The organism is Nocardioides agariphilus, assembly GCF_015352445.1.
Taxonomy (GTDB): domain Bacteria; phylum Actinomycetota; class Actinomycetes; order Propionibacteriales; family Nocardioidaceae; genus Nocardioides; species Nocardioides agariphilus.
On sequence record NZ_JADKPO010000037.1, the window covers coordinates 15,138 to 33,427 of the forward strand.

Annotated in this window: 21 protein-coding genes; 7 read left to right on the top strand and 14 right to left on the bottom strand. The window is 70.6% G+C overall.

Annotated features, from left to right (window positions below; all coding sequences use genetic code 11):
• Nucleotides 1-10: 10 nt before the first annotated feature.
• From ISU10_RS19825 to ISU10_RS24250, 8 genes are all read right to left on the bottom strand, one after another.
• The gene (locus ISU10_RS19825) at nt 11-895 is read right to left on the bottom strand and encodes a VldE C-terminal domain-containing protein (RefSeq protein WP_194698174.1); all 885 of its coding nucleotides are present in this window, start codon (nt 893-895) and stop codon (nt 11-13) included.
• Nucleotides 896-1,075: 180 nt separating this feature from the next.
• On the bottom strand, nt 1,076-2,269 hold the full coding sequence (gene dusB, locus ISU10_RS19830) for a tRNA dihydrouridine synthase DusB (RefSeq protein ID WP_194698175.1): 1,194 nt from the start codon (nt 2,267-2,269) through the stop codon (nt 1,076-1,078).
• Between the two features lie 2 nt (nt 2,270-2,271).
• Nucleotides 2,272-2,745, bottom strand: coding sequence for a TspO/MBR family protein (locus tag ISU10_RS19835; protein ID WP_194698176.1), 474 nt, complete (start codon nt 2,743-2,745; stop codon nt 2,272-2,274).
• The gene (locus ISU10_RS19840) at nt 2,742-3,719 is read right to left on the bottom strand and encodes an SDR family NAD(P)-dependent oxidoreductase (RefSeq protein ID WP_194698177.1); all 978 of its coding nucleotides are present in this window, start codon (nt 3,717-3,719) and stop codon (nt 2,742-2,744) included. The genes ISU10_RS19835 and ISU10_RS19840 overlap by 4 nt, the downstream gene beginning before the upstream one ends.
• Complete coding sequence (locus tag ISU10_RS19845; RefSeq protein WP_194698178.1) at nt 3,716-4,162, bottom strand: SRPBCC family protein; 447 nt, start codon at nt 4,160-4,162, stop codon at nt 3,716-3,718. The genes ISU10_RS19840 and ISU10_RS19845 overlap by 4 nt, the downstream gene beginning before the upstream one ends.
• A gap of 49 nt (nt 4,163-4,211) precedes the next feature.
• Nucleotides 4,212-4,859, bottom strand: a complete 648-nt coding sequence (locus ISU10_RS19850) for a hypothetical protein (protein WP_194698179.1) — start codon at nt 4,857-4,859, stop codon at nt 4,212-4,214.
• A 37-nt stretch (nt 4,860-4,896) separates the two neighbouring features.
• Nucleotides 4,897-6,306, bottom strand: a complete 1,410-nt coding sequence (locus ISU10_RS19855) for a glycine--tRNA ligase (RefSeq protein ID WP_194698180.1) — start codon at nt 6,304-6,306, stop codon at nt 4,897-4,899.
• Between the two features lie 60 nt (nt 6,307-6,366).
• Nucleotides 6,367-6,702 (bottom strand): antibiotic biosynthesis monooxygenase family protein, encoded by a 336-nt coding sequence (locus tag ISU10_RS24250; protein WP_194698181.1) that lies wholly within the window; start codon nt 6,700-6,702, stop codon nt 6,367-6,369.
• Nucleotides 6,703-6,853: 151 nt separating this feature from the next.
• Here ISU10_RS24250 and ISU10_RS19865 point away from each other — a divergent pair, with 151 nt between their 5' ends.
• Both ISU10_RS19865 and ISU10_RS19870 read left to right on the top strand, forming a co-directional pair.
• A complete protein-coding gene (locus ISU10_RS19865; protein ID WP_370865741.1) occupies nt 6,854-9,166 on the top strand; it encodes an arylsulfatase in 2,313 nt (770 codons plus the stop codon).
• A gap of 47 nt (nt 9,167-9,213) precedes the next feature.
• Nucleotides 9,214-10,056, top strand: a complete 843-nt coding sequence (locus ISU10_RS19870; RefSeq protein ID WP_370865742.1) for a formylglycine-generating enzyme family protein — start codon at nt 9,214-9,216, stop codon at nt 10,054-10,056.
• 8 nt (nt 10,057-10,064) lie between these two features.
• Here ISU10_RS19870 and ISU10_RS19875 read toward each other — a convergent pair whose 3' ends face one another.
• Genes ISU10_RS19875 through ISU10_RS19885 form a run of 3 tightly spaced genes read right to left on the bottom strand, consistent with a single transcriptional unit; the run spans nt 10,065 to nt 11,733 of the window.
• Nucleotides 10,065-10,349, bottom strand: a complete 285-nt coding sequence (locus tag ISU10_RS19875; protein ID WP_194698183.1) for a DUF202 domain-containing protein — start codon at nt 10,347-10,349, stop codon at nt 10,065-10,067.
• Nucleotides 10,350-10,389: 40 nt separating this feature from the next.
• Nucleotides 10,390-10,764: a YidH family protein gene (locus ISU10_RS19880; RefSeq protein ID WP_194698184.1), complete on the bottom strand. Its 375-nt coding sequence runs from the start codon at nt 10,762-10,764 to the stop codon at nt 10,390-10,392.
• A gap of 15 nt (nt 10,765-10,779) precedes the next feature.
• Nucleotides 10,780-11,733: a DMT family transporter gene (locus ISU10_RS19885; RefSeq protein WP_370865743.1), complete on the bottom strand. Its 954-nt coding sequence runs from the start codon at nt 11,731-11,733 to the stop codon at nt 10,780-10,782.
• 40 nt (nt 11,734-11,773) lie between these two features.
• Between ISU10_RS19885 and ISU10_RS19890 the strand changes: the two genes are divergently transcribed.
• From ISU10_RS19890 to ISU10_RS19910, 5 genes are read left to right on the top strand one after another with little or no spacing between them, the layout of a single operon-like run.
• The gene (locus ISU10_RS19890; RefSeq protein ID WP_194698186.1) at nt 11,774-12,268 is read left to right on the top strand and encodes a MarR family winged helix-turn-helix transcriptional regulator; all 495 of its coding nucleotides are present in this window, start codon (nt 11,774-11,776) and stop codon (nt 12,266-12,268) included.
• 46 nt (nt 12,269-12,314) lie between these two features.
• The gene (locus tag ISU10_RS19895) at nt 12,315-13,223 is read left to right on the top strand and encodes a metal ABC transporter substrate-binding protein (RefSeq protein ID WP_194698187.1); all 909 of its coding nucleotides are present in this window, start codon (nt 12,315-12,317) and stop codon (nt 13,221-13,223) included.
• The gene (locus ISU10_RS19900) at nt 13,220-14,017 is read left to right on the top strand and encodes a metal ABC transporter ATP-binding protein (RefSeq protein ID WP_370865744.1); all 798 of its coding nucleotides are present in this window, start codon (nt 13,220-13,222) and stop codon (nt 14,015-14,017) included. Before ISU10_RS19895 ends, ISU10_RS19900 begins: the two co-directional genes overlap by 4 nt.
• Nucleotides 14,014-15,033: a metal ABC transporter permease gene (locus tag ISU10_RS19905; protein WP_228501423.1), complete on the top strand. Its 1,020-nt coding sequence runs from the start codon at nt 14,014-14,016 to the stop codon at nt 15,031-15,033. The genes ISU10_RS19900 and ISU10_RS19905 overlap by 4 nt, the downstream gene beginning before the upstream one ends.
• A complete protein-coding gene (locus tag ISU10_RS19910; protein WP_194698189.1) occupies nt 15,020-15,430 on the top strand; it encodes a Fur family transcriptional regulator in 411 nt (136 codons plus the stop codon). The genes ISU10_RS19905 and ISU10_RS19910 overlap by 14 nt, the downstream gene beginning before the upstream one ends.
• A 40-nt stretch (nt 15,431-15,470) precedes the next feature.
• Here the strand turns inward: ISU10_RS19910 and ISU10_RS19915 are convergent, their stop codons facing one another.
• The 3 genes from ISU10_RS19915 to recO all read right to left on the bottom strand — a co-directional run bounded on the left by ISU10_RS19915 (nt 15,471) and on the right by recO (nt 18,224).
• A complete protein-coding gene (locus ISU10_RS19915) occupies nt 15,471-16,415 on the bottom strand; it encodes a type IV toxin-antitoxin system AbiEi family antitoxin (protein ID WP_194698190.1) in 945 nt (314 codons plus the stop codon).
• Nucleotides 16,416-16,716: 301 nt separating this feature from the next.
• Entirely contained in the window at nt 16,717-17,487 is a 771-nt protein-coding gene (locus ISU10_RS19920) for an isoprenyl transferase (protein ID WP_194698191.1), read from the bottom strand.
• Nucleotides 17,484-18,224, bottom strand: coding sequence for a DNA repair protein RecO (recO, locus tag ISU10_RS19925; RefSeq protein WP_194698192.1), 741 nt, complete (start codon nt 18,222-18,224; stop codon nt 17,484-17,486). Before recO ends, ISU10_RS19920 begins: the two co-directional genes overlap by 4 nt.
• Nucleotides 18,225-18,290: the final 66 nt, after the last annotated feature.

The window sequence follows — 18,290 nt, forward strand, 5'->3', positions numbered from 1 at the left end:
CCACTGAACCTCAGAAGACCGAGACGTGCACGTGGTCGTAGTGGTTGGCGGTGGTCGAGCCGCGGCTCGCCATGGGACGCCAGCCCTCGCCGCTGCGCTCGACCGACCAGATGTGCTGGCTGTAGATCACATAGGAGACGCCGAGCTCGGCGTAGTGGGCGCGCACGAAGTCCGCCACCTGGTAGCCGAGGTCGCCGCTGACCATGATGTCGACGGCCTTGCCCAGCGGGTGGTCGCCGCCGCCGCCGCGCAGCGTGCCGTAGACGGTGATCGAGGGGAAGGCCGCGCACACGGCGGCGTGCACCTTGATGATGCTCGGGCTGACCGAGCTGGGCACCGTGGTGCCGTTGGTGCACGCGCCGCCGAAGGCGATCGGCTTCACGTCGTCGAGGTAGCCGGCGGTCACCCAGCGGCTCTTGCCCTCCACGACGATCTCCTCGCGGCCACCGGCCTGGCGTCCGGTCACCAGGACGTGGCGAGCGGACGCGATCTCGCCGACCTGCACGGCATCGGGCCCGGACTTGGTCCAGAGGTTCAGGGGCGCCGTGGTCCAGAGCCGGGTGTGGGCCTGACGGACCGCCTTGGCCGTCGCGGCGAGCGCACCGTCGGCGCGTGCCTCCCTGACGGCGTCCTTCTTGTCCTTGCGAGACGCCGAACGGGAGACCACCAGGCGGTCACTGGCATCGGCCGACGCGGTGGGCGAGATCGTCGCGGTCAGGCGGTTGGCTGCCGGGGCAGCCAACAGGTCGGCACCGACCGAGGAGTTGAGGACTCCTGCCGTGATGACGGCGGTGGTGGCGAGTACGGCGAGCCCGGCGGAGACCGTCTTGGTGCTGGTGACGGCTCCGAACAGGCGGCGGGCATCGGCGTCCCGCTTGTGGCGATGAACAGCCACAGCGCTGATCCTTTGCTGTTGAAGACAGGGGACAGGTCCGGTTTCCCGCGAGAGCTACCAACCGATGGTTGATAACGAAACGGACACGAAGCCCCGAGTCAAGCACACATCTCGATGGGTGTCTCAAATCCCCGGCGCGATCGGTGTACGTGTTCCGCGTCACCCCAGGTGGTGGGGCGACTACCCGCCCGTGGTCTCGTTGGAGTCCTCCTGGACGTGCTGGCCGGCGCCGTCGGAGTCGTCGAGCCACCCCTCGGGGAGGGCAACCTTGGCCCGGGGCGATCCCTGCCGTCCGCGCGGGTTGCCGAGCTCGGAGACCGGGAACGGCTCGTCGGGATCGAGGTCGGCCAGCAGCAGGTCGAGGGTCGCGAGCGAGTCGACCAGCGCCAGCGAGTGGCGCAGGGTGCCGCCCGCGCGGAAGCCCTTGAGGTACCACGACACGTGCTTGCGAAACTCCTTGCAGCCGCGCTCCTCCCCCATGTGCTCGCACAGGAGCTCGGCGTGCCGACGCATCACCTCTCGCACCTCGCCGAGGTCGGGCAGCCGCGGTCTCGACCCGCTCGACCACTGGGAGTGCGCAGCGAACGCCGCCGCCAGGTCCCGGAAGAGCCACGGCCGTCCGAGGCAGCCCCGACCGACCACGACGCCGGCCGCTCCCGTCTGCTCGACCATGCGCACGGCGTCGCCCGCCTCCCAGATGTCGCCGTTGCCGAGCACCGGGATGGATACGTGGGCGACCAGGGACGCGATAGCCGACCAGTCGGCCTCTCCCGAGTAGGACTGCGCCACGGTGCGGCCGTGCAGCGCGATCGCCGCGCAGCCGGAGTCCTCGGCGATCCGGCCGGCGTCGAGGTAGGTCAGGTGGTCCTCGTCGATGCCCTTGCGGGTCTTCATCGTCACCGGCACGCCGTACGGCGTCGCCGCCCCGACCGCGGAGGTGAGGATCTCACCGAGCAGCCCGCGCTTCCACGGCAGCGCTCCCCCACCTCCCTTGCGGGTCACCTTGGGGACCGGGCAGCCGAAGTTGAGGTCGATGTGAGCGACGCCGTACTCCGCACACAGGATCTCGGCGGCCTTGCCGACGTAGACCGGGTCCGTGCCGTAGAGCTGGACCGACCGGATCTTCTCCAGGTCGTCGAAGACCAGCATCTTCAGCGTCGTCTCGTCTCGCTCGACGAGCCCGCGCGAGGTGATCATCTCGCAGACGTAGAGACCCGCACCCTGCTCCGCGCACAACCGGCGGTACGCCGCGTTGGTGATTCCGGCCATCGGCGCCAGCACCACCGGGGTCTCCACCGTCAGCGACCCGAGGGTCAGCGACGTGGGGAGGGCTGGCACGGCCGTGGAGCTGGACACCGGGTCATTGTGCGGCATCCCTAGTTACGGCGGGCGATCGCGGCGTTGAGCGCGGCCGCGAAGGCGTTCCAGGCGACGTAGGGCACCAGGGCGCGAGACGCAGCGGGATCGAGTCGGCGCACCTTGTCCGCCAAGAGGACGGTGGAGGCCTCCAGGACCACGACCTCGACGAGAGCCGACCGCGGGCTTCGCGCGGTGAAGAACAGCCACGACCATCCGGCGTTGAGCGCCATGTTGACCCAGAGCTGCCGCTCGAGCGCGTGGGCCTCGTCCCGCGACGGTGCGGCCGCCATGGCTCTGGCCGTGCCTGCTGCCGTCAGCGCGTAGAGGCCCGTCCACACCGGACCGAACAGCCAGGCAGGCGGCTGCCAGGCGGGCTTGGCGAGCCCGACGTACCACGCCGAGGTCGGCTTGGTGCCCAGGCCGCCGACGACCGCTGCGGCGAGGACCGGGGGCACGGTGCGGCGCAGGTGCGAGCGCCAGTGGGGCCTCATCCGGTGATTCCCGTCTGCTCGGCGACCCACGCCCACATCCGGTCGACGTCGCCGGCTCGCGGACGGGTTCGGGGAAGGAAGTGCGTCGGGCGCTGCCGGCGGTCGTGCCACAGCCCGCCTCCCGGCGGTGCCGGCTGCACGGCAGACAGCCACACCGTCGTGTCGGCGCCGCCAGGACCGTCTCGGAGGATCGGCTTGGTGAGGCGGTCGAAGCGAGGCAGCGACTCGGCGACGCCGGGCGTCGCCGCCCACCCCGGGTGCGTCGCCCAGACCAGGCAGCCGTCGGGGGCCCAGCGCTGCTGGAGGATCGGCAGGAGCTCGACCTGCGCCCGCTTGCTCCGGGCATAGGCCTCGGTCGGCGAGTAGCTGCCTCGGAGGTACTCCGGGTCATCCGCGCGCAGCGCTTGGGCATACATCCCGCCCGAGGTCACCAGCATGACCCGTGCCCCACCACTGGCCGCGAAGCTGGGCCGCAGCAGCTCGGTCATCAGGACCGGACCCAGCACGTGCACGGCCGTCGCGAGCTCGTGGCCCTGCGGCGACTCGGTCCGCTTCGGCGGCATCACGCCTGCGTTGTGCACGAGCACGTCGAGCCGATGCCCGGACGCGACGAACGAACCGGCGAACCGCTTCACGTCGTCGAGGTCGCCGACGTCGCACCGGTGCACCTCGACCACGGCCGAGGGTGTGGCGGCGGAGATCCGCGCGACCACGCCCCTGGCCTTCTCCTCGTCGCGGACCACGAGGTGCACGCGTGCGCCGAGGGCGGCGACACCCAGTGCCGTGGCCAGGCCCAGCCCGGAGGTCGCGCCGGTGACTGCCACGTCGCGGCCGAGCAAGGCACCCGGCGGCGGGTCGGAGGGCCAGCCGGGCAGCCGTGAGCGGACACCGAGGCCGATGCGGGAGAACCCGAGGACGACGCTCCGGTCCAGGGCCGAGTCGAGGAGGCGAGGCAGGGAACCCGAGAGGGTCACCGGTCCGCCCTCGCCTCGAGGGTGTCGCGCAGCTGGGTCTCGGTGTCGTCGGCCAGCTTGTTGAGGAAGGGCGTCAGCAACGGCGAGACGACCGATGCGATGCCCTTGAAGGTCATCTCGGCGCGGTACTCGACGCTCGCGCCCCCCGAAGCGGTGGTGGTGACGGTCACCGTGTCGGTGCTGACCACGGTCTTGTTGCCGCCGGTGATGACGAACTGCCGCCCCGGCACGAGCTTCTCGACCTCGTAGTCAAGCGAGGTCTCCCTGCCCAGGAACTTCGAGACGTTCAGGTAGCGGGTGCCGACCCCTCCGTCGCCGGCTCGCCGCTCGCAGCGGACCGTGCCGGAGTCCCACTCCTCGGCGTGCTCGAAGTCGAGGAGGTAGTCGAAGACCGACGCCGCGTCCCAGCGGGTGGTCACCGTGCGCACCAAGAGATGACTCATGGGACAAACCTTAGACAGACACACCAACCGCGACGCCCGGCCGGGCCGCTCAGCTCTTGCCGGACTTCCTCGGCGGCTTCGGCTCCTGGACCTTGCCGACCCACCTGACCGGGTTGAACTTCGGCGTGGCCCGGAAGGCGACCGCTGCCAGCTTGCCGTGCTTGGGCACCAGATAGGCCTGGCAGATGGTCACCTTCTGCCCGGCAACGAAGCCCGCGGGCAGGCTGAGGCTCGGGCAGGGGTCGAAGTCGGTCTTGAACTCGCTGGACTCGACGAAGGCACCCGCGCCGTCGAGGACGAACAATGGGACGCGCAGGCCGCCCAGGTCGGCGTCGCCGAGGTTGGCCACCGTCGCGGTGACGTAGTAGAGCGAGGAGCGGCGGCCCGCCTTGTCGAGCTGCCAGTTGGCGAGGTCGGAGATCTTGGCGTGCACGAGCTTGCGGACCTTGACCGCGAGGACGCCGACCTGGCCGTCCTCGAGCTTCCAGGCGATGCTGGCCGACTCGCCGAGTCCCAGCTCGCTGCCCGGGTCTGCCAGCACGACGCCATCGGGTACGGGGAGGTACGGCGTGGGGTCGGCGTCGCCGGCAGTGCCGTCGCTCCCGCTCGACGGGCCTCCGGCACCTGGCCCGTTGTCGCCGCTCGCGCCCACGTTGCACGCAGCGAGAAGCAGCACCGCGACGAGGACCGCTGCCACGGTCGCGGCCCTCGAGGCCCGGCGGGTCGGCACCGGCTCAGCAGCCGACGAGTCGCTCGGCGAAGTAGGAGGTGACCTGGTCGATCGAGATCCGCTCCTGCTTCATGGTGTCGCGCTCGCGGATGGTGACGGCCTGGTCCTCCAGGGTGTCGAAGTCGACGGTCACGCAGTAGGGCGTGCCGACCTCGTCCTGGCGGCGGTATCGGCGACCGATGGCGCCGGAGTCGTCGAAGTCGATGTTCCAGCCGAGCCGGCGCAGCGCGGCCGCGAGGTCCTTGGCCTTCGGGCTGAGGTCGGCGTTGCGCGAGAGCGGCAGCACCGCAACCTTGACCGGCGCGAGGCGCGGGTCGAGCTTGAGCACGACGCGCTTGTCGACGCCGCCCTTGGTGTTGGGGGCCTCGTCCTCGGTGTAGGCGTCCATCAGGAAGGCCATCATCGCCCGGTTGGGACCCAGCGCGGGCTCGATGACGTAGGGGACGTAGCGCTCGTTGGTCGCCTGGTCGAGGTAGGACAGGTCCTGACCGGAGTACTGGCTGTGCTGGGTCAGGTCGAAGTCGGTGCGGTTGGCGATGCCCTCGAGCTCCTCGAAGCCACGCTCGGAGAAGCCGAAGTTGTACTCGATGTCGACGGTGCGCTTGGCGTAGTGGCTGAGCTTCTCCAACGGGTGCTCGAAGTGGCGCAGGTTGTCGGGGTTGATGCCGAGGTCGGTGAACCAGCGGGTGCGCTCGTCGATCCAGTACTGGTGCCACTCCTCGTCCTCACCCGGCTTGACGAAGAACTCCATCTCCATCTGCTCGAACTCGCGGGTGCGGAAGATGAAGTTGCCGGGCGTGATCTCGTTGCGGAAGCTCTTGCCCATCTGGGCGATGCCGAAGGGCGGCTTCTTGCGGCTGCTCGTGACGACGTTGGCGAAGTTCACGAAGATGCCCTGAGCAGTCTCGGGACGCAGGTAGTGCAGGCCGGACTCGTCCTCGATGACACCGAGGTAGGTCTTGAGCATCATGTTGAACTGGCGGGGCTCGGTCCAGGTGCCGCGGTTGCCGCAGTTGGGGCAGGGGACGAACTCGTTGATGTCCACCGTGTCCGGGTCGGCGATGTCCTTCTTGCCGGCGTAGTCCTCCTGCAAGTGGTCCTGCCGGAAGCGCTTGTGGCACGACTGGCACTCGACCAGTGGGTCGCTGAACGTCTTGAGGTGGCCGCTGGCCTCCCACGTCTTGGTCGGCAGGATCACGCTCGAGTCGAGCCCGACGACGTCGTCGCGCGTGGTGACCGTGGAGAGCCACCACTGCTTCTTGACGTTCTCCTTGAGCTCGACACCCAGCGGGCCGTAGTCCCAGGCGCTGCGCGTGCCGCCGTAGATCTCGCCGGACGGGTAGACGAACCCCCGCCGCTTGCACAGGGAGACGATCGTGTCGAGGACGCTTGCGGACTTGCTGGGGGTGGCCACGGTGGAGCTCCTGGTCTGGCTATCTGGCTGGCCGGCTGGCTGCCGGTCGGGTCGAAGGGCTCAGCCTAACGAGCGCGGGTCCGTCGAACGCATTCGGGAGATGTTGAGGTCGGTCCCGGGCTCGACGACCTCGTAGGCACTCGGCTCGTCGATCGCCCGGCTCAAGACCGGCACTGCGGTCAGCTTCACGTCGTAGGCGGACAGGGACCTCCGGTAGGCACCGACGCTCTCCCACTCGGTCGTCAGCACCCACAGCTCCGGGTCGTCGGCGTTGCGGCCGATGCGGCTGTGGAGGTGTCCGGGCCGTGCCGCGAGCGTCGCGCGCGCTGCCTGGAGGTCATCGCGGAACTGCTGTTGTTGCGTATGAGGCACCCGGAACCGGTTCACCACGATCACCAGCGAAGCGTAGGCCGCTCCGGTCCGCAGGTTGAGGTGCGAGCGTGCGAGCCTCGAAACCAAGGGCGCCGCCGGGGTGGTTTCGAGGCTCGTCGCTGGCGCTCCTCGCACCTCAACCGCCGATCCGCCCGTGGGTCCTACAGTGGCGCCCGTGCCTGCCACGCCCGACCGCTCCCGGTTGCCCCTCGACGTCGACACCACCGCCCGTCCGATCCGACCGGTGGAGACCGAACCGGGCTCCCCCAACGTCGTGGTCGTGCTCATCGACGACATGGGGTTCGGCGCGTCCTCGGCCTACGGCGGGCCCTGCGAGATGCCGACGGCCCAACGGCTGGCCGACGAGGGCCTGCGCTACAGCCGCTTCCACGTCACTCCCCTGTGCTCGCCGACTCGCCAGGCCCTGATGACCGGCCGCAACCACCACACGGTCGGGATGGGCGTCACCAGCGAGATGTCGACGCCAGAGCCCGGCTACCACGGCTACCGCCCGGCGAGCGCCGCGACGATCGCGCAGATCCTCAGCGGCAACGGCTACTGCACCGCGGCCGTCGGGAAGTGGCACCAGACGCCGCCGGTCGAGGTCAGCCCGTCCGGTCCGTTCCCCCGCTGGCCGATGGGCGAGGGCTTCGACTTCTTCTACGGCTTCATGGGTGCCGAGATGAACCACTGGTACCCCCAGCTCTACCAGGGCCGCTACCCCGTCGAGCCGGACCGGCTGCCCGAGGACGGCTACCACCTCTCCGAGGACCTCATCGACAACGCCATCGCATGGGTGGAGAACCAGCACACCATCACGCCCGATCGGCCGTTCTTCGCCTACGTCGCCCTCGGCGCCACCCACGCGCCGTTCCACGTCGCTCCCGAGTGGCGCGACAAGTACGCCGGGCGCTTCGACGCCGGCTGGGACGCCCAGCGCGAGCAGACCCTGGCGCGGCAAAAGGAGCTGGGCATCGTCCCGGAGTCGGCCGCGCTCGCGCCCTGGGCCGAGGGCGTCCCGCACTGGGAGGAGCTCGACGAGACCGAGCGGCGCGTAGCCGCGAGGTTCATGGAGACCTACGCCGGCTTCGCCGAGCACGCCGACGTGCAGGTCGGGCGACTGGTCGACGCGCTCGAGGAGATGGGCGTCCTGGACGACACGCTGGTCTTCTACCTGCTGGGCGACAACGGGGCATCGGGCGAGGGCGGCCCGCGCGGCACGTTCAGGGAGCACCTGGTCGGTCACGGCATCCAGGACGACACGGCCGACATGGCCGCACGGCTCGACACCCTCGGTGACGCCACGACGTACGCCATCTACCCGGCGGGCTGGGCGCTCGCCATGAACACGCCCTACCCCTGGACCAAGCAGGTCGCGCACCTCGGCGGCACGCGCGACGGCATGATCGTGCGCTGGGGCAACGGCATCGCCGCGCGCGGCGAGATCCGGCACCAGTGGCACCACGTCATCGACGTGCTGCCGACGATCCTCGAGGCGACCGGCCTGGACGCACCGGAGTCGTTCGGCGGCGTCGAGCAGCAGCCGATCGAGGGCACCAGCCTGCGCTACTCCTTCGACGCTGCCGACGCTCCTGAACGGCACACCACGCAGTACTTCGAGATGATCGGCAACCGCGGCGTCTACCACGAGGGCTGGACCGCGGTGACGCGCCACGGCATCCCGTGGGAGATGGTCGACACCCCCAAGCGTCCCTTCGACGAGGACGTCTGGGAGCTCTACGACCACAGCGAGGACTGGAGCCAGGCGCACGACATCGCCGCCGAGCACCCCGACCGCCTCCGCGAGATGAAGGAGCTCTTCCAGCGCGAGGCGGAGAAGTACCACGTGCTGCCGCTGGACGACCGGGTGACCGAGCGCGAGAACCCCGAGGTGGCCGGTCGCCTCGACCTCCACGGCGGCCGCTCCACCCTGAGCTTCGGTCCGCGCATCGGCCGGCTGAGCGAGGAGGCGGCCCCCAACGTCAAGAACCGCTCCCACGTGATCACGGCCGACCTCGAGCTGGTCGCCGGCACCAGTGGCGTGGTGGTCGCGCAAGGCGGTCGTTTCGGTGGTTGGTCCCTCTACGCTGTCGACGGCGTGCCGCACTACGCCTACAACTACGTGGGTCGCGACCTGACGGTCGTCCGGGGCGAGCAGCCGATGACCCCGGGACGTCACGAGGTCGTGGTGCGATTCGACTACGACGGCGGGCCACCCGGCAGCGGTGCGCAGGTCGGCCTCGAGGTCGACGGCGTGGCTGTCGGCGCGGGTCGGGTGCCGGTGACGACCGCCTACTACTTCTCCTTCGACGAGACCTTCAACGTCGGCGTCGACCGCGGGACACCCGTGGTCGACGACTACCTGCCCGTCCGCAACCGGTTCGAGGGGCTCATCCACCGGGTCCGCTTCGACCTGGGACCCGTCGGCGAGTCGACCTCCGACGAGGAGCGGGCCGGACGCATCCGGGCTCACCTGACGCACCAATGAGCCACTGCTGCTCCCCGTCGCGCGAGCCCGACTCCTCGGGGGTCGACGTGCGAGGCCGGCCACGGCCGAGCCTGGAGACCACGGCGACAGGGCTGGTCCCCATCCAGGGCGGTCGGGTCCGGGTAGGCAGCACTGACCCTGACTTCCCCGAGGAGTGGCCGGTGCGCGAGGTCGAGCTGCCGGCGTACCGGATCGCGCGCTGCGCGGTCTCCAACGCCGAGTACGCCGAGTTCGTGGCCGCAACCGCCTACCGCTCCGACGCCGAGACCTACGGGTCCTCCTTCGTCTTCGCGGGCCTCCTGCCCGACGACTTCCCACCCACGCGCGGCGTCGCGGCCGCGCCGTGGTGGCGAGAGGTGGTCGGGGCCGACTGGGCGCACCCCGAGGGTCCGCACTCCTCGACCGACGGCCGGGAGGACCACCCCGTGGTGCACGTGTCGCGCCACGACGCCGAGGCCTACGCCGCCTGGCGGGGCGGTCGGCTGCCCACCGAGGACGAGTGGGAGCAGGCCGCCCGCGGTGGGCTGGTCGACGTCCCGTTCCCGTGGGGTGCCGACCTGGAACCGGGCGGCGAGCACCGCATGAACGTCTGGCAGGGCACCTTCCCCACCGAGAACACCGCGGCCGACGGCTGGCGGGGCACGTGTCCCGTGGACGCCTTCGCGCCCAACGGCCTCGGGCTGCACAACACCACGGGCAACGTGTGGGAGTGGTGCTCCGGCCCGTGGTCGGCGACCCACCCCGACGACCCCCAGGGCGGGGTCAGCCGCGGGGGTTCCTACCTGTGCCACGCGTCGTACTGCCGCCGCTATCGCGTCTCGGCCCGCCAGCAGCACTCCCCCGACTCGAGCGCGGGCAACCTCGGCTTCCGGCTGGCCGCCGACGCCTGAACGTCGGCTCAGCCCGCGGTCACGCCCAGGAGCGCGACCAGGCCGAGCAACAGGATCCCGAGGACCAGGACCAGTCCCGTCACGGCGAGCTGGCTCTGGCGGCTCAGCCACACGAACGCGACCACCGCGGCCGTGCCGACCAGCGTGACGAGCAGCGGAAGGGTGCCGACGCCGCGGGCCGCCAGGTGGGCGACCAGGAGGCCGGTCGCGAGCAGCGACAGGGCCGTACGCCGCCACGACAGCAAGGTGCGCTCGTACTGGTCGTGCGCGTCGTCGCTCATCCCCGTGCTCATCGGGGGCTCATCGGGGGCTCATCGCGGGCTCATCGCGGGGTCACAGCAGCAGCACCACCAGGCCGACAGCGACTGCCATCATCGCCAGCGCGATCCACGCGAGCACGACGGTCGAAGGCAGCGGTTGCCGCAACCGCATCGCACGCTCGGTCGCGGCCCATCGCAGCCAGGCCGCCGTCGCACCGAGCAGTCCCAGGACCACCAAGGTCACCGCTACCGCTGTCTGCACGCCGCGTGGCCCGTCCAGGTCGACGGCGTCGAGCGCGACACCACCGGCCAGCAGTGCCAGCGAGGTACGTACCCACGCCAAGAAGGTCCGCTCGTTGGCGAGGCTGAACCGGAAGTCGGGTTCCGACCCGACGCCGTAGACGCGTGCGGGCCAGCGAGTCGGCCGAGAGGTGGAGTCGTCACTCACGCGCTCATCTTGCCGCTAGGCGACGCACTCCTGCGGGCGGCCCGCCTTGGCGCTTGGTCCCGATCGCCAAGTCTGCGCGACCTCCGGCTGGCGTTGGTGGCCAGACGCGTGCCTACGACGGGCCCGGAGACCCTGGCCCGCGACCACGCCGCCGAGCACCAGCACCATCCCCAAGGCCTGCGCCCAGCCGAACAACTCACCGGCAAAGACCACCCCGAGCAGGGTGCCGACGACCGGGTTGACGAGCCCCACGAGAGCGACCGCACCAGCAGGCATCCGGGCCAGTCCGCGGAACCAGCAGTAGTAGGCCACCGCCGTGCCGATGGTGGTCAGCCACAGCAGGCCGCCGACGTTGGCCAGCGACAGCGACGGGGGCGGGCCTTCCACCAGCAGCGCGACCGGCACGAGCACGACGCCCCCTGCCACCAGCTGCCACGAGACCGAGGTGAGCATGTCGGTGGGGGCCGGCCAACGCTTGACCAGCACGAAGCCGAGCGCCGACACCAGCACCGAGCAGAGCGACGCCACCAGACCGATCGTGGAGATCTGCGACCCGGCGCGCAGGACCAGCAGCCCGACGCCAGCGACGCCCACGAGCCCGGACAGCACGCGCCGAGACCCCGGTCGCTCACCGATGAGGGGCAGCGCGATCGCCATGACGGCCAACGGGGAGAGGGCCTGCACGGTCGAGGCCAACCCACCTGGCAGCTGGTAGGCCGCGAGGAACAGCAGCGGGAAGAACAGCCCGATGTTGCACAGGCCGAGGAGCGCTGCCTTCCACCACCAGTCACCGCGCGGCAGCTGGCGGCTTACGGCGAGCAGCACCAGTCCCGCTGGCAGCGCCCGCGCGGCTGCCGAGAACAGCGGCCGGTCCGGTGGCAGGAAGGTCTCGGTGACGATGTAGGTCGTGCCCCACGCGATGGGTGCCACGGCGGTGATCGCGAGCGTCCGCAAGGAAGTATCTTCCACGGAAAGTAATATACCTTCCATGGAAGATAAGATCAACCGCATGAGCGCCCAGGACGCCGTGGACAGGTTCGCCGAGCAGTGGGCCCGCGAGCGTCCCGATCTCGACGTCGGTCCGATGCTGGTGGTCGGCCGCCTGCATCGCGTGGCCGAGCTGCTCGACGAGGAGCTCCGGACGGTCTTCGCCCAAGCCGATCTGGGCAACGGCGACTTCGACGTGCTCTCCGCACTGCGACGCTCGGGAGCGCCGTACCGGCTGACTCCGACCGAGCTTGCCGGCGCCACCATGGTCACCTCGGGGGCCGTGACGAAGCGGGTCGACAGGCTCATCGGCCAAGGGCTCGTCGAGCGCACCGTCAGCGAGACCGACGGCCGAGGACGCGTGGTCGCCCTCACCCCGGCGGGCAAGCGACTGCAGGAGCGCTTGCACCCCCAGCACCTCGCCAACGAGGAGCGTCTGCTCGCCCCACTCGAGGCCGACGAGCGACGACAGCTCGCCGCACTGCTCAGCAAGCTCCTGGTCAGCCTCGAGGAGTAGCCCGCACGTTTGACAACCATTCTCAACTGAGTTGAGAATGGTTCTCATGCGCTGGTTGGCCGTACTCCTGCTCGTGGTGCCCCTGACCGGGTGCGCCGCGAAGGCCGGCGACGGCGACGGCCGCGTCCAGGTGACCGCCGGGTTCTACCCGCTGGCCTGGGTGGCCCAACGCGTCGGCGGCGCCGACGTCGACGTGGTCGGCCTGACCGACCCCGGGGTCGAGCCCCACGACATCGAGCCGACCTTCGCGCGCACGGTCGCGCTGGCCAGGGCCGATCTGGTCGTGGTCGAGCACGGCCTCCAGCCGGCCATCGACGAGGCCGTCTCGCAGAACGCCGAGGGGAAGGTCCTCGACGTCACCCAGGTCGTCCACCTGATGCACACCGGTGACCACACTGTCGAGCACGACTCCGGGGACCACGACCACGGCCCGATCGACCCGCACTTCTGGCTCGACCCGGCGCTGCTGGCCGACGTCGGCGACGCCGTGGCCGCGGACCTGTCGGCGCTGGACCCGCCGCACGCGACGTCGTACGCCGCCAACGCCGCCGCGCTGCGCGCTGACCTGGAGTCGCTGGACAGCGCCTTCGCCACGGGACTGGCCGACTGTCCGCGGCACGTCATCGTCTCCAGCCACGACGCCTTCGGCTACTGGGCCAAGTACGGCATCGAGGTCGCGCCCGTCACGGGTCTGACCCCCGACGCGGAGCCGACGCCGGCCGGGATCGCCAGACTTCAGGCGCTGATCCGCGACGAGGGCATCACGACGGTGTTCGCCGAGAGGCTGGCCAGTCCCGAGCTCACCGACTCCCTCGCGCGCGACCTCGGCGTGCGCACCGCCGTCCTCGATCCCGTCGAGGGACTCACCGGCGACGACAGCGACGAGGACTACCTCACGCTGATGCGCGCCAATCTCACCGCCCTCGAGGAGGCCAACGGATGCACCCACCCGTGAGTCCGGTCCAGCTGTCTGGCGGCACTGTCGCCATCGGCGGCCGGCCCATCCTCCGCGGCATCGACCTGACCGTGACGGCCGGAGAGTTCGTCGCCCTGATGGGCGCGAACGGCTCGGGCAAGACCACCCTGGTGCGCACGATCACCGGGCTGCTCCCCCTGACCTCCGGGGAGCTCCGGTTGTTCGGAACGCCGCTGGCCTCCTACGACGAGTGGTCGCGGATCGGGTTCGTCCCCCAGCGACCGGGCGCTTCCTCGGGCGTACCCACCTCGGTCTGGGAGGTGGTCGCGTCCGGACGGCTGACCCGGCGGCGGCTGCTTCGCCCCTTGTCCAAGGCCGACAGGGCGGCCATCGACCACGCGCTCGAGGTGGTCGGCCTGGCCGACCGGCGACACGACGGGGTCACGTCGCTGTCGGGCGGCCAGCAGCAGCGCGTACTGATCGCCCGGGCCCTCGCCGGGGAGCCCGAGCTCTACGTGCTCGACGAGCCGACGGCTGGCGTCGACCTCCCGAGCCAGCAGGCGCTGGCCGAAGCACTCGGTCGACTCAAGGCCGGTGGTGCGACGGTGGTCCTCGTGGCCCACGAGCTGGGTCCTCTCGCACCCCTCGTCGACAGGGCGGTCGTGCTCCGAGACGGCCGGGTCGTCCACGACGGCAGCCCGCTCGCCGACCACGAGGTACACGACCCGTCCTTCGGCGAGTCGCACAGCCACCACCATCACGCCAACGAGTCGGCGCCGTCCGCGCGCCACGACCACGCCCCGCACCTCGACTCCCCCGTGGACCGCACATGAACATCTCGTTCTGGGAGCTGCTCTCCCTCGACTTCATGCAGCGCGCGCTGCTCGCCGCCGTCTTCACGGGACTCGCCGCGCCTGCCGTCGGCACCTATCTGGTCCAGCGCCGCCTGTCCCTGATGGGCGACGGCATCGGCCACGTGGCCGTCACCGGCGTAGCCCTCGGCCTGATCACCCACACGTCCCCGACCTGGACCGCCGTAGTGGTGGCAACACTCGGTGCGGTCGCCATCGAGGTGGTGCGCGCCAAGGGCCACACCAACGGCGACGTCGCCCTGGCCCTGATGTTCTACGGCGGCCTGGCCGGCGGCGTGCTCATCACCGGCCTGGGTGGGCAGAGCACCTCGCTGCTGCAGACCTACCTGTTCGGCTCGATCACCACCATCTCCCCCGGCGACGTGTGGGTGACCGTGGCGCTCGCGGCCGTGGTGCTCGCGGTGTGCCTGGGACTCTCGCCGCAGCTGTTCGCGGTGGCCCACGACCCGGAGTACGCCCAGGTCGCCGGACTGCGGGTGCAGGCCTACAACCTGGCGGTCGCCGTACTCGCGGCGGTCTCGGTCACGGTCGCCATGCGCACGGTCGGGCTGCTGCTCGTCTCGGCGTTGATGGTGGTGCCGGTCGCGACCGCCCAGCAGGTGTCGCGGTCCTTCCGCGCGACCCTGGTAGCCGCCATGGCGCTGGGCATCGGGGCGTCGGTCGGCGGCCTGCTGCTCGCGGCGTACGCGTCCTTCTCGGCCAACGTCGCACCCGGCCCCACGATCGTGCTGCTGTCGCTCGGCGGGTTCGTGGCCGCCTGGCCACTGGGTGCCTGGCTGCGGTCCCGGCAGCGGCTGCGGGCGCCATTCGCACCCGGCGAGCCCGCCGCCCACGAGGTCGCGGGCCACGGCGAGGGACATGACCACGTCCACGGAGAGGACTGCGGACACCTCGCCGTCGAGCACGGCGACCACGTCGACTACGTGCACGAGGGACACCGGCACGCACCGCACGGAGAGCACTATGACGAGCACTGACCCATCGCCCCGCCCGACCAAGCAGCGGCTGGCCGTGCTCGACGCGCTGGGCTCGGTCGACGACTTCCGCTCGGCCCAGGAGGTGCACGAGATCCTCGCGTCGTCGGGGTCGCCCGTCGGGCTGGCCACCGTCTACCGGACCCTGCAGCTGTACGCCGACCAGGGCGACGTCGACGTCTTGCGACGCGAGGACGGCGAGGCGATCTACCGACGCTGCTCGCAGACCCATCACCACCACCTGGTCTGCCGCTCCTGCGGCGCGACCGTCGAGGTCGAGGGTCCCACCGTCGAGCGCTGGACCAGCGCCATGGCTGCCGAGCACGGCTTCACCGCCGTCTCCCACACCCTCGAGATCTTCGGGACCTGCGCCGCCTGCACCCCGAGCCGGCGCAGATAGCCCCCTCCCCACCCGCGAGTCGGCGCAGATCGCGCCCCGCTCATCGGCGAGTCGGCGCAGATCGCCCCCGCGTGCCGACCTCGGCGAGCTGACCAAGAGCGATGTAGGTGCGTTCGCCGAGGCTCGCTCGGGCCTGCCGGAAGGCCGCTTGGAGGGCTGCCTCAGCGTCGTGCCGTCCGTAGATGTCGCCGCCTCGGAACGCACGGACCACCCAACCACGCTCGTGCGCCAGCCAATCGCGCCTGGCGAGGTCGTAGCGCTGGTCAGCCGCAGTGGAATGGAACCGCGCCCCGTCGTACTCAACGGCGAGGAGGAGTTCCTCGAGACCGATGTCCAGGTAGTAGACGACCCGTCCCGCCTCGCGGATCTCGATCTGGAGCTGCGGCCGCGGGAGGCCGGCATCAAGCCAACGCAGCCTGAGAACGGACTCGCCCTGGGACTGGGACCTGCCGTCGGCGAGAGGTGCGAGCGCACGTAGCTGACGTACGCCGCGCTGCTTGGCGAAGCGCGGAACCTCAGCGAGCAGCTCCTCTGCCGAGAAGAAGCCCAACCTGAGCAGCGCATCCAGGCACGCGATGGCCTGGTCACGACTCAAGAACCTGCCCAGGTCGAGCGCCGTACGCAGCGGCGTGGTGACGCACAAGCCCCCGATCTCCGTGAGGTCACGCGCGAGCACCGTTCGTTCGCCGCTGCGCGAGAGTTCGTTGCGCAGCCGCCCGTGGTCGGCATGCCTGAAGATCGAGACCTTGGGCGGCGTCAGGTGGTCGTTGGGAGCGAGCGCCATCTCGGTCCCGTGCAGCCACGCAGCGGTTCGGTCCACGATGAAGCAGCCCTCGGGCACCACGAGCCGCAGCATCGCGATCCGCGTAGGGATGTCATCGGGAGCTTGGGCCGCGATGTACACGTTCTGGATCGGGTGCCGGAGCTGTTGGTTGGCGACGAGAGTTCGCAGGTTCTTGTCCGACAGACCCGCCTGATGGGCCATTCGTCGCGTGAACGGCTCGGCGAGCCCCAATGGGAACGTGTGGTCCAGGAGAGGTGGTCGATGCATGGAAGCCAGTGATGCTGGCCAGGCGCAGCCTCGTGGACCGCAACCTCGAGTCTGTGGAAACCACCGCCCGAAGCCCCTCGTGTCGACGGCTGGCGGGCCCGGCAGCGAACACGTGAAGGGCGATGTGAGCCGACTCGCGGTACTTCCGGGGGCGATCAGCGCCGACTCGCGGTACTCCTGGGGGCGATCTGCGCCGACTCGCGGTACTTCTGGGGGCGATCTGCGCCGACTCGGGCTAGGCCTTGCCGTACCTCCGGTCGCGCTGCGCATAGAGCTCGATGGCCTTCCACAGCTCGATCCGGTCGCAGTCGGGCCAGAGGACATCGGTGAAGACGAGCTCTGCGTAGGCCGCCTGCCAGAGCATGAAGTTGGACAGGCGCTGCTCACCGGAGGTACGCCAGATCATGTCGGCGTCGCCGACCTCGGGGACGTAGAGGTGCCGGGCGAAGACCTTCTCGTCGACCTTGTCGGGGTCGAGGCGACCCACGGCGACCTCGCGCGCGATCGAGCGCGCGGTGTCGGCCAGCTCGGCGCGGCCCCCGTAGTTGACGCACATGGTCAGCGTGAGCACGTCGTTGCCGCGGGTCAGCTCCTCGGCGACCTGCAACTCGCGGATCACGGACTTCCACAGCCTCGGCGCCCGCCCGGCCCAGCGCACACAGACGCCGAGCTCGTTCATCTCGTCGCGGCGACGGCGGATGACGTCGCGGTTGAAGCCCATCAAGAACTTCACCTCGTCGGGCGAGCGCGTCCAGTTCTCGGTCGAGAAGGCGTAGGCCGAGATGGCCTTCACGCCGATCTCGATCGCGCCCTCGACCACGTCGAACAGCGAGTGCTCGCCCATCTCGTGACCCCGCGTGCGCGGCAGGCCGCGCTGCTTGGCCCAGCGCCCGTTGCCGTCCATCACGATGGCCACGTGCCGAGGAACGAGCTCGCGCGGGATCGCCGGGGGGCGGGCGCCCGAGGGATGAGGTGTCGGCTGGCGGAACGTACGTCGGGGGCTCACCGTTCGACATACTCCAGCGACCGCAGATCGCGCTCGAGGTGCCAGTGCAGGTAGGCAGACACCAGCCCCGACGCCTCTCGCAGGGACCGGGACTCGGCGGCGGCGATGACGTCCCACTCTCCGGCCAGCAGCGCACCCAGCACGTCGAGCGTGCCGGCCGACGGCGAGGCCGAGCCCGGCACCCGGCAGTCGGCACACAGCGCGCCGCCCGCCGACGGGCTGAACGCCTTGTGCGGACCCTCGTCGCCGCAGCGGGCGCAGTGGGAGAACGACGGCGCGTAGCCGGCCACCGCCAAGGAGCGCAGGAGGTAGGAGTCGAGGACCTGGTTCGCGCCCCTGCGCACGTCGGGGGCGGTCGCAGTCATCGCCCGGAGCCCCCCGACCAGGAGCAGGAACTGCTGCACGGCCGGCTGGCCTTCCTCGGTGACCAGGCGGTCGGCGGTCTCGAGCATCACCGTGCCGGCCGTGTAGCGCTCGTAGTCCTTGCCGAGCCCGGATGCGAACGGCTCGATCGTCTCGGCCTGGGTGACGATGTCGAGGTTGCGGCCCACTGCCAGCTGCAGGTCGACATGGGTGAACGGCTCGAGCCGCGAGCCCCAGCGCGACGTGGTCTTGCGTACCCCTTTGACCACCGCGCGCACCCGCCCGTGGTGGCGGGTCAGCAGGGTGACGATGCGGTCGGCCTCGCCCAACTTGTGGGTGCGCAGCACGACGGCCTCATCCCTGTACAGGGGCATGGGTACATCCTGCCTCGAAGACCCGTGGGATCCGCTGATTGAGGAGGGCCGTCTGACGGCCCGTCT

Excerpts from the sequence above, each read along its gene's own strand:
- recO (WP_194698192.1), bottom strand. The coding sequence starts at position 18,224 with ATGCCCCTGTACAGGGATGAGGCCGTCGTGCTGCGCACCCACAAGTTG.
- dusB (WP_194698175.1), bottom strand. The coding sequence starts at position 2,269 with ATGCCGCACAATGACCCGGTGTCCAGCTCCACGGCCGTGCCAGCCCTC.
- ISU10_RS19890 (WP_194698186.1), top strand. The coding sequence starts at position 11,774 with ATGAGCGCCCAGGACGCCGTGGACAGGTTCGCCGAGCAGTGGGCCCGC.
- ISU10_RS19895 (WP_194698187.1), top strand. The coding sequence starts at position 12,315 with ATGCGCTGGTTGGCCGTACTCCTGCTCGTGGTGCCCCTGACCGGGTGC.
- ISU10_RS19905 (WP_228501423.1), top strand. The coding sequence starts at position 14,014 with ATGAACATCTCGTTCTGGGAGCTGCTCTCCCTCGACTTCATGCAGCGC.
- ISU10_RS19835 (WP_194698176.1), bottom strand. The coding sequence starts at position 2,745 with ATGAGGCCCCACTGGCGCTCGCACCTGCGCCGCACCGTGCCCCCGGTC.
- ISU10_RS19915 (WP_194698190.1), bottom strand. The coding sequence starts at position 16,415 with ATGGCCCATCAGGCGGGTCTGTCGGACAAGAACCTGCGAACTCTCGTC.
- ISU10_RS19845 (WP_194698178.1), bottom strand. The coding sequence starts at position 4,162 with ATGAGTCATCTCTTGGTGCGCACGGTGACCACCCGCTGGGACGCGGCG.
- ISU10_RS19875 (WP_194698183.1), bottom strand. The coding sequence starts at position 10,349 with ATGAGCACGGGGATGAGCGACGACGCGCACGACCAGTACGAGCGCACC.
- ISU10_RS19910 (WP_194698189.1), top strand. The coding sequence starts at position 15,020 with ATGACGAGCACTGACCCATCGCCCCGCCCGACCAAGCAGCGGCTGGCC.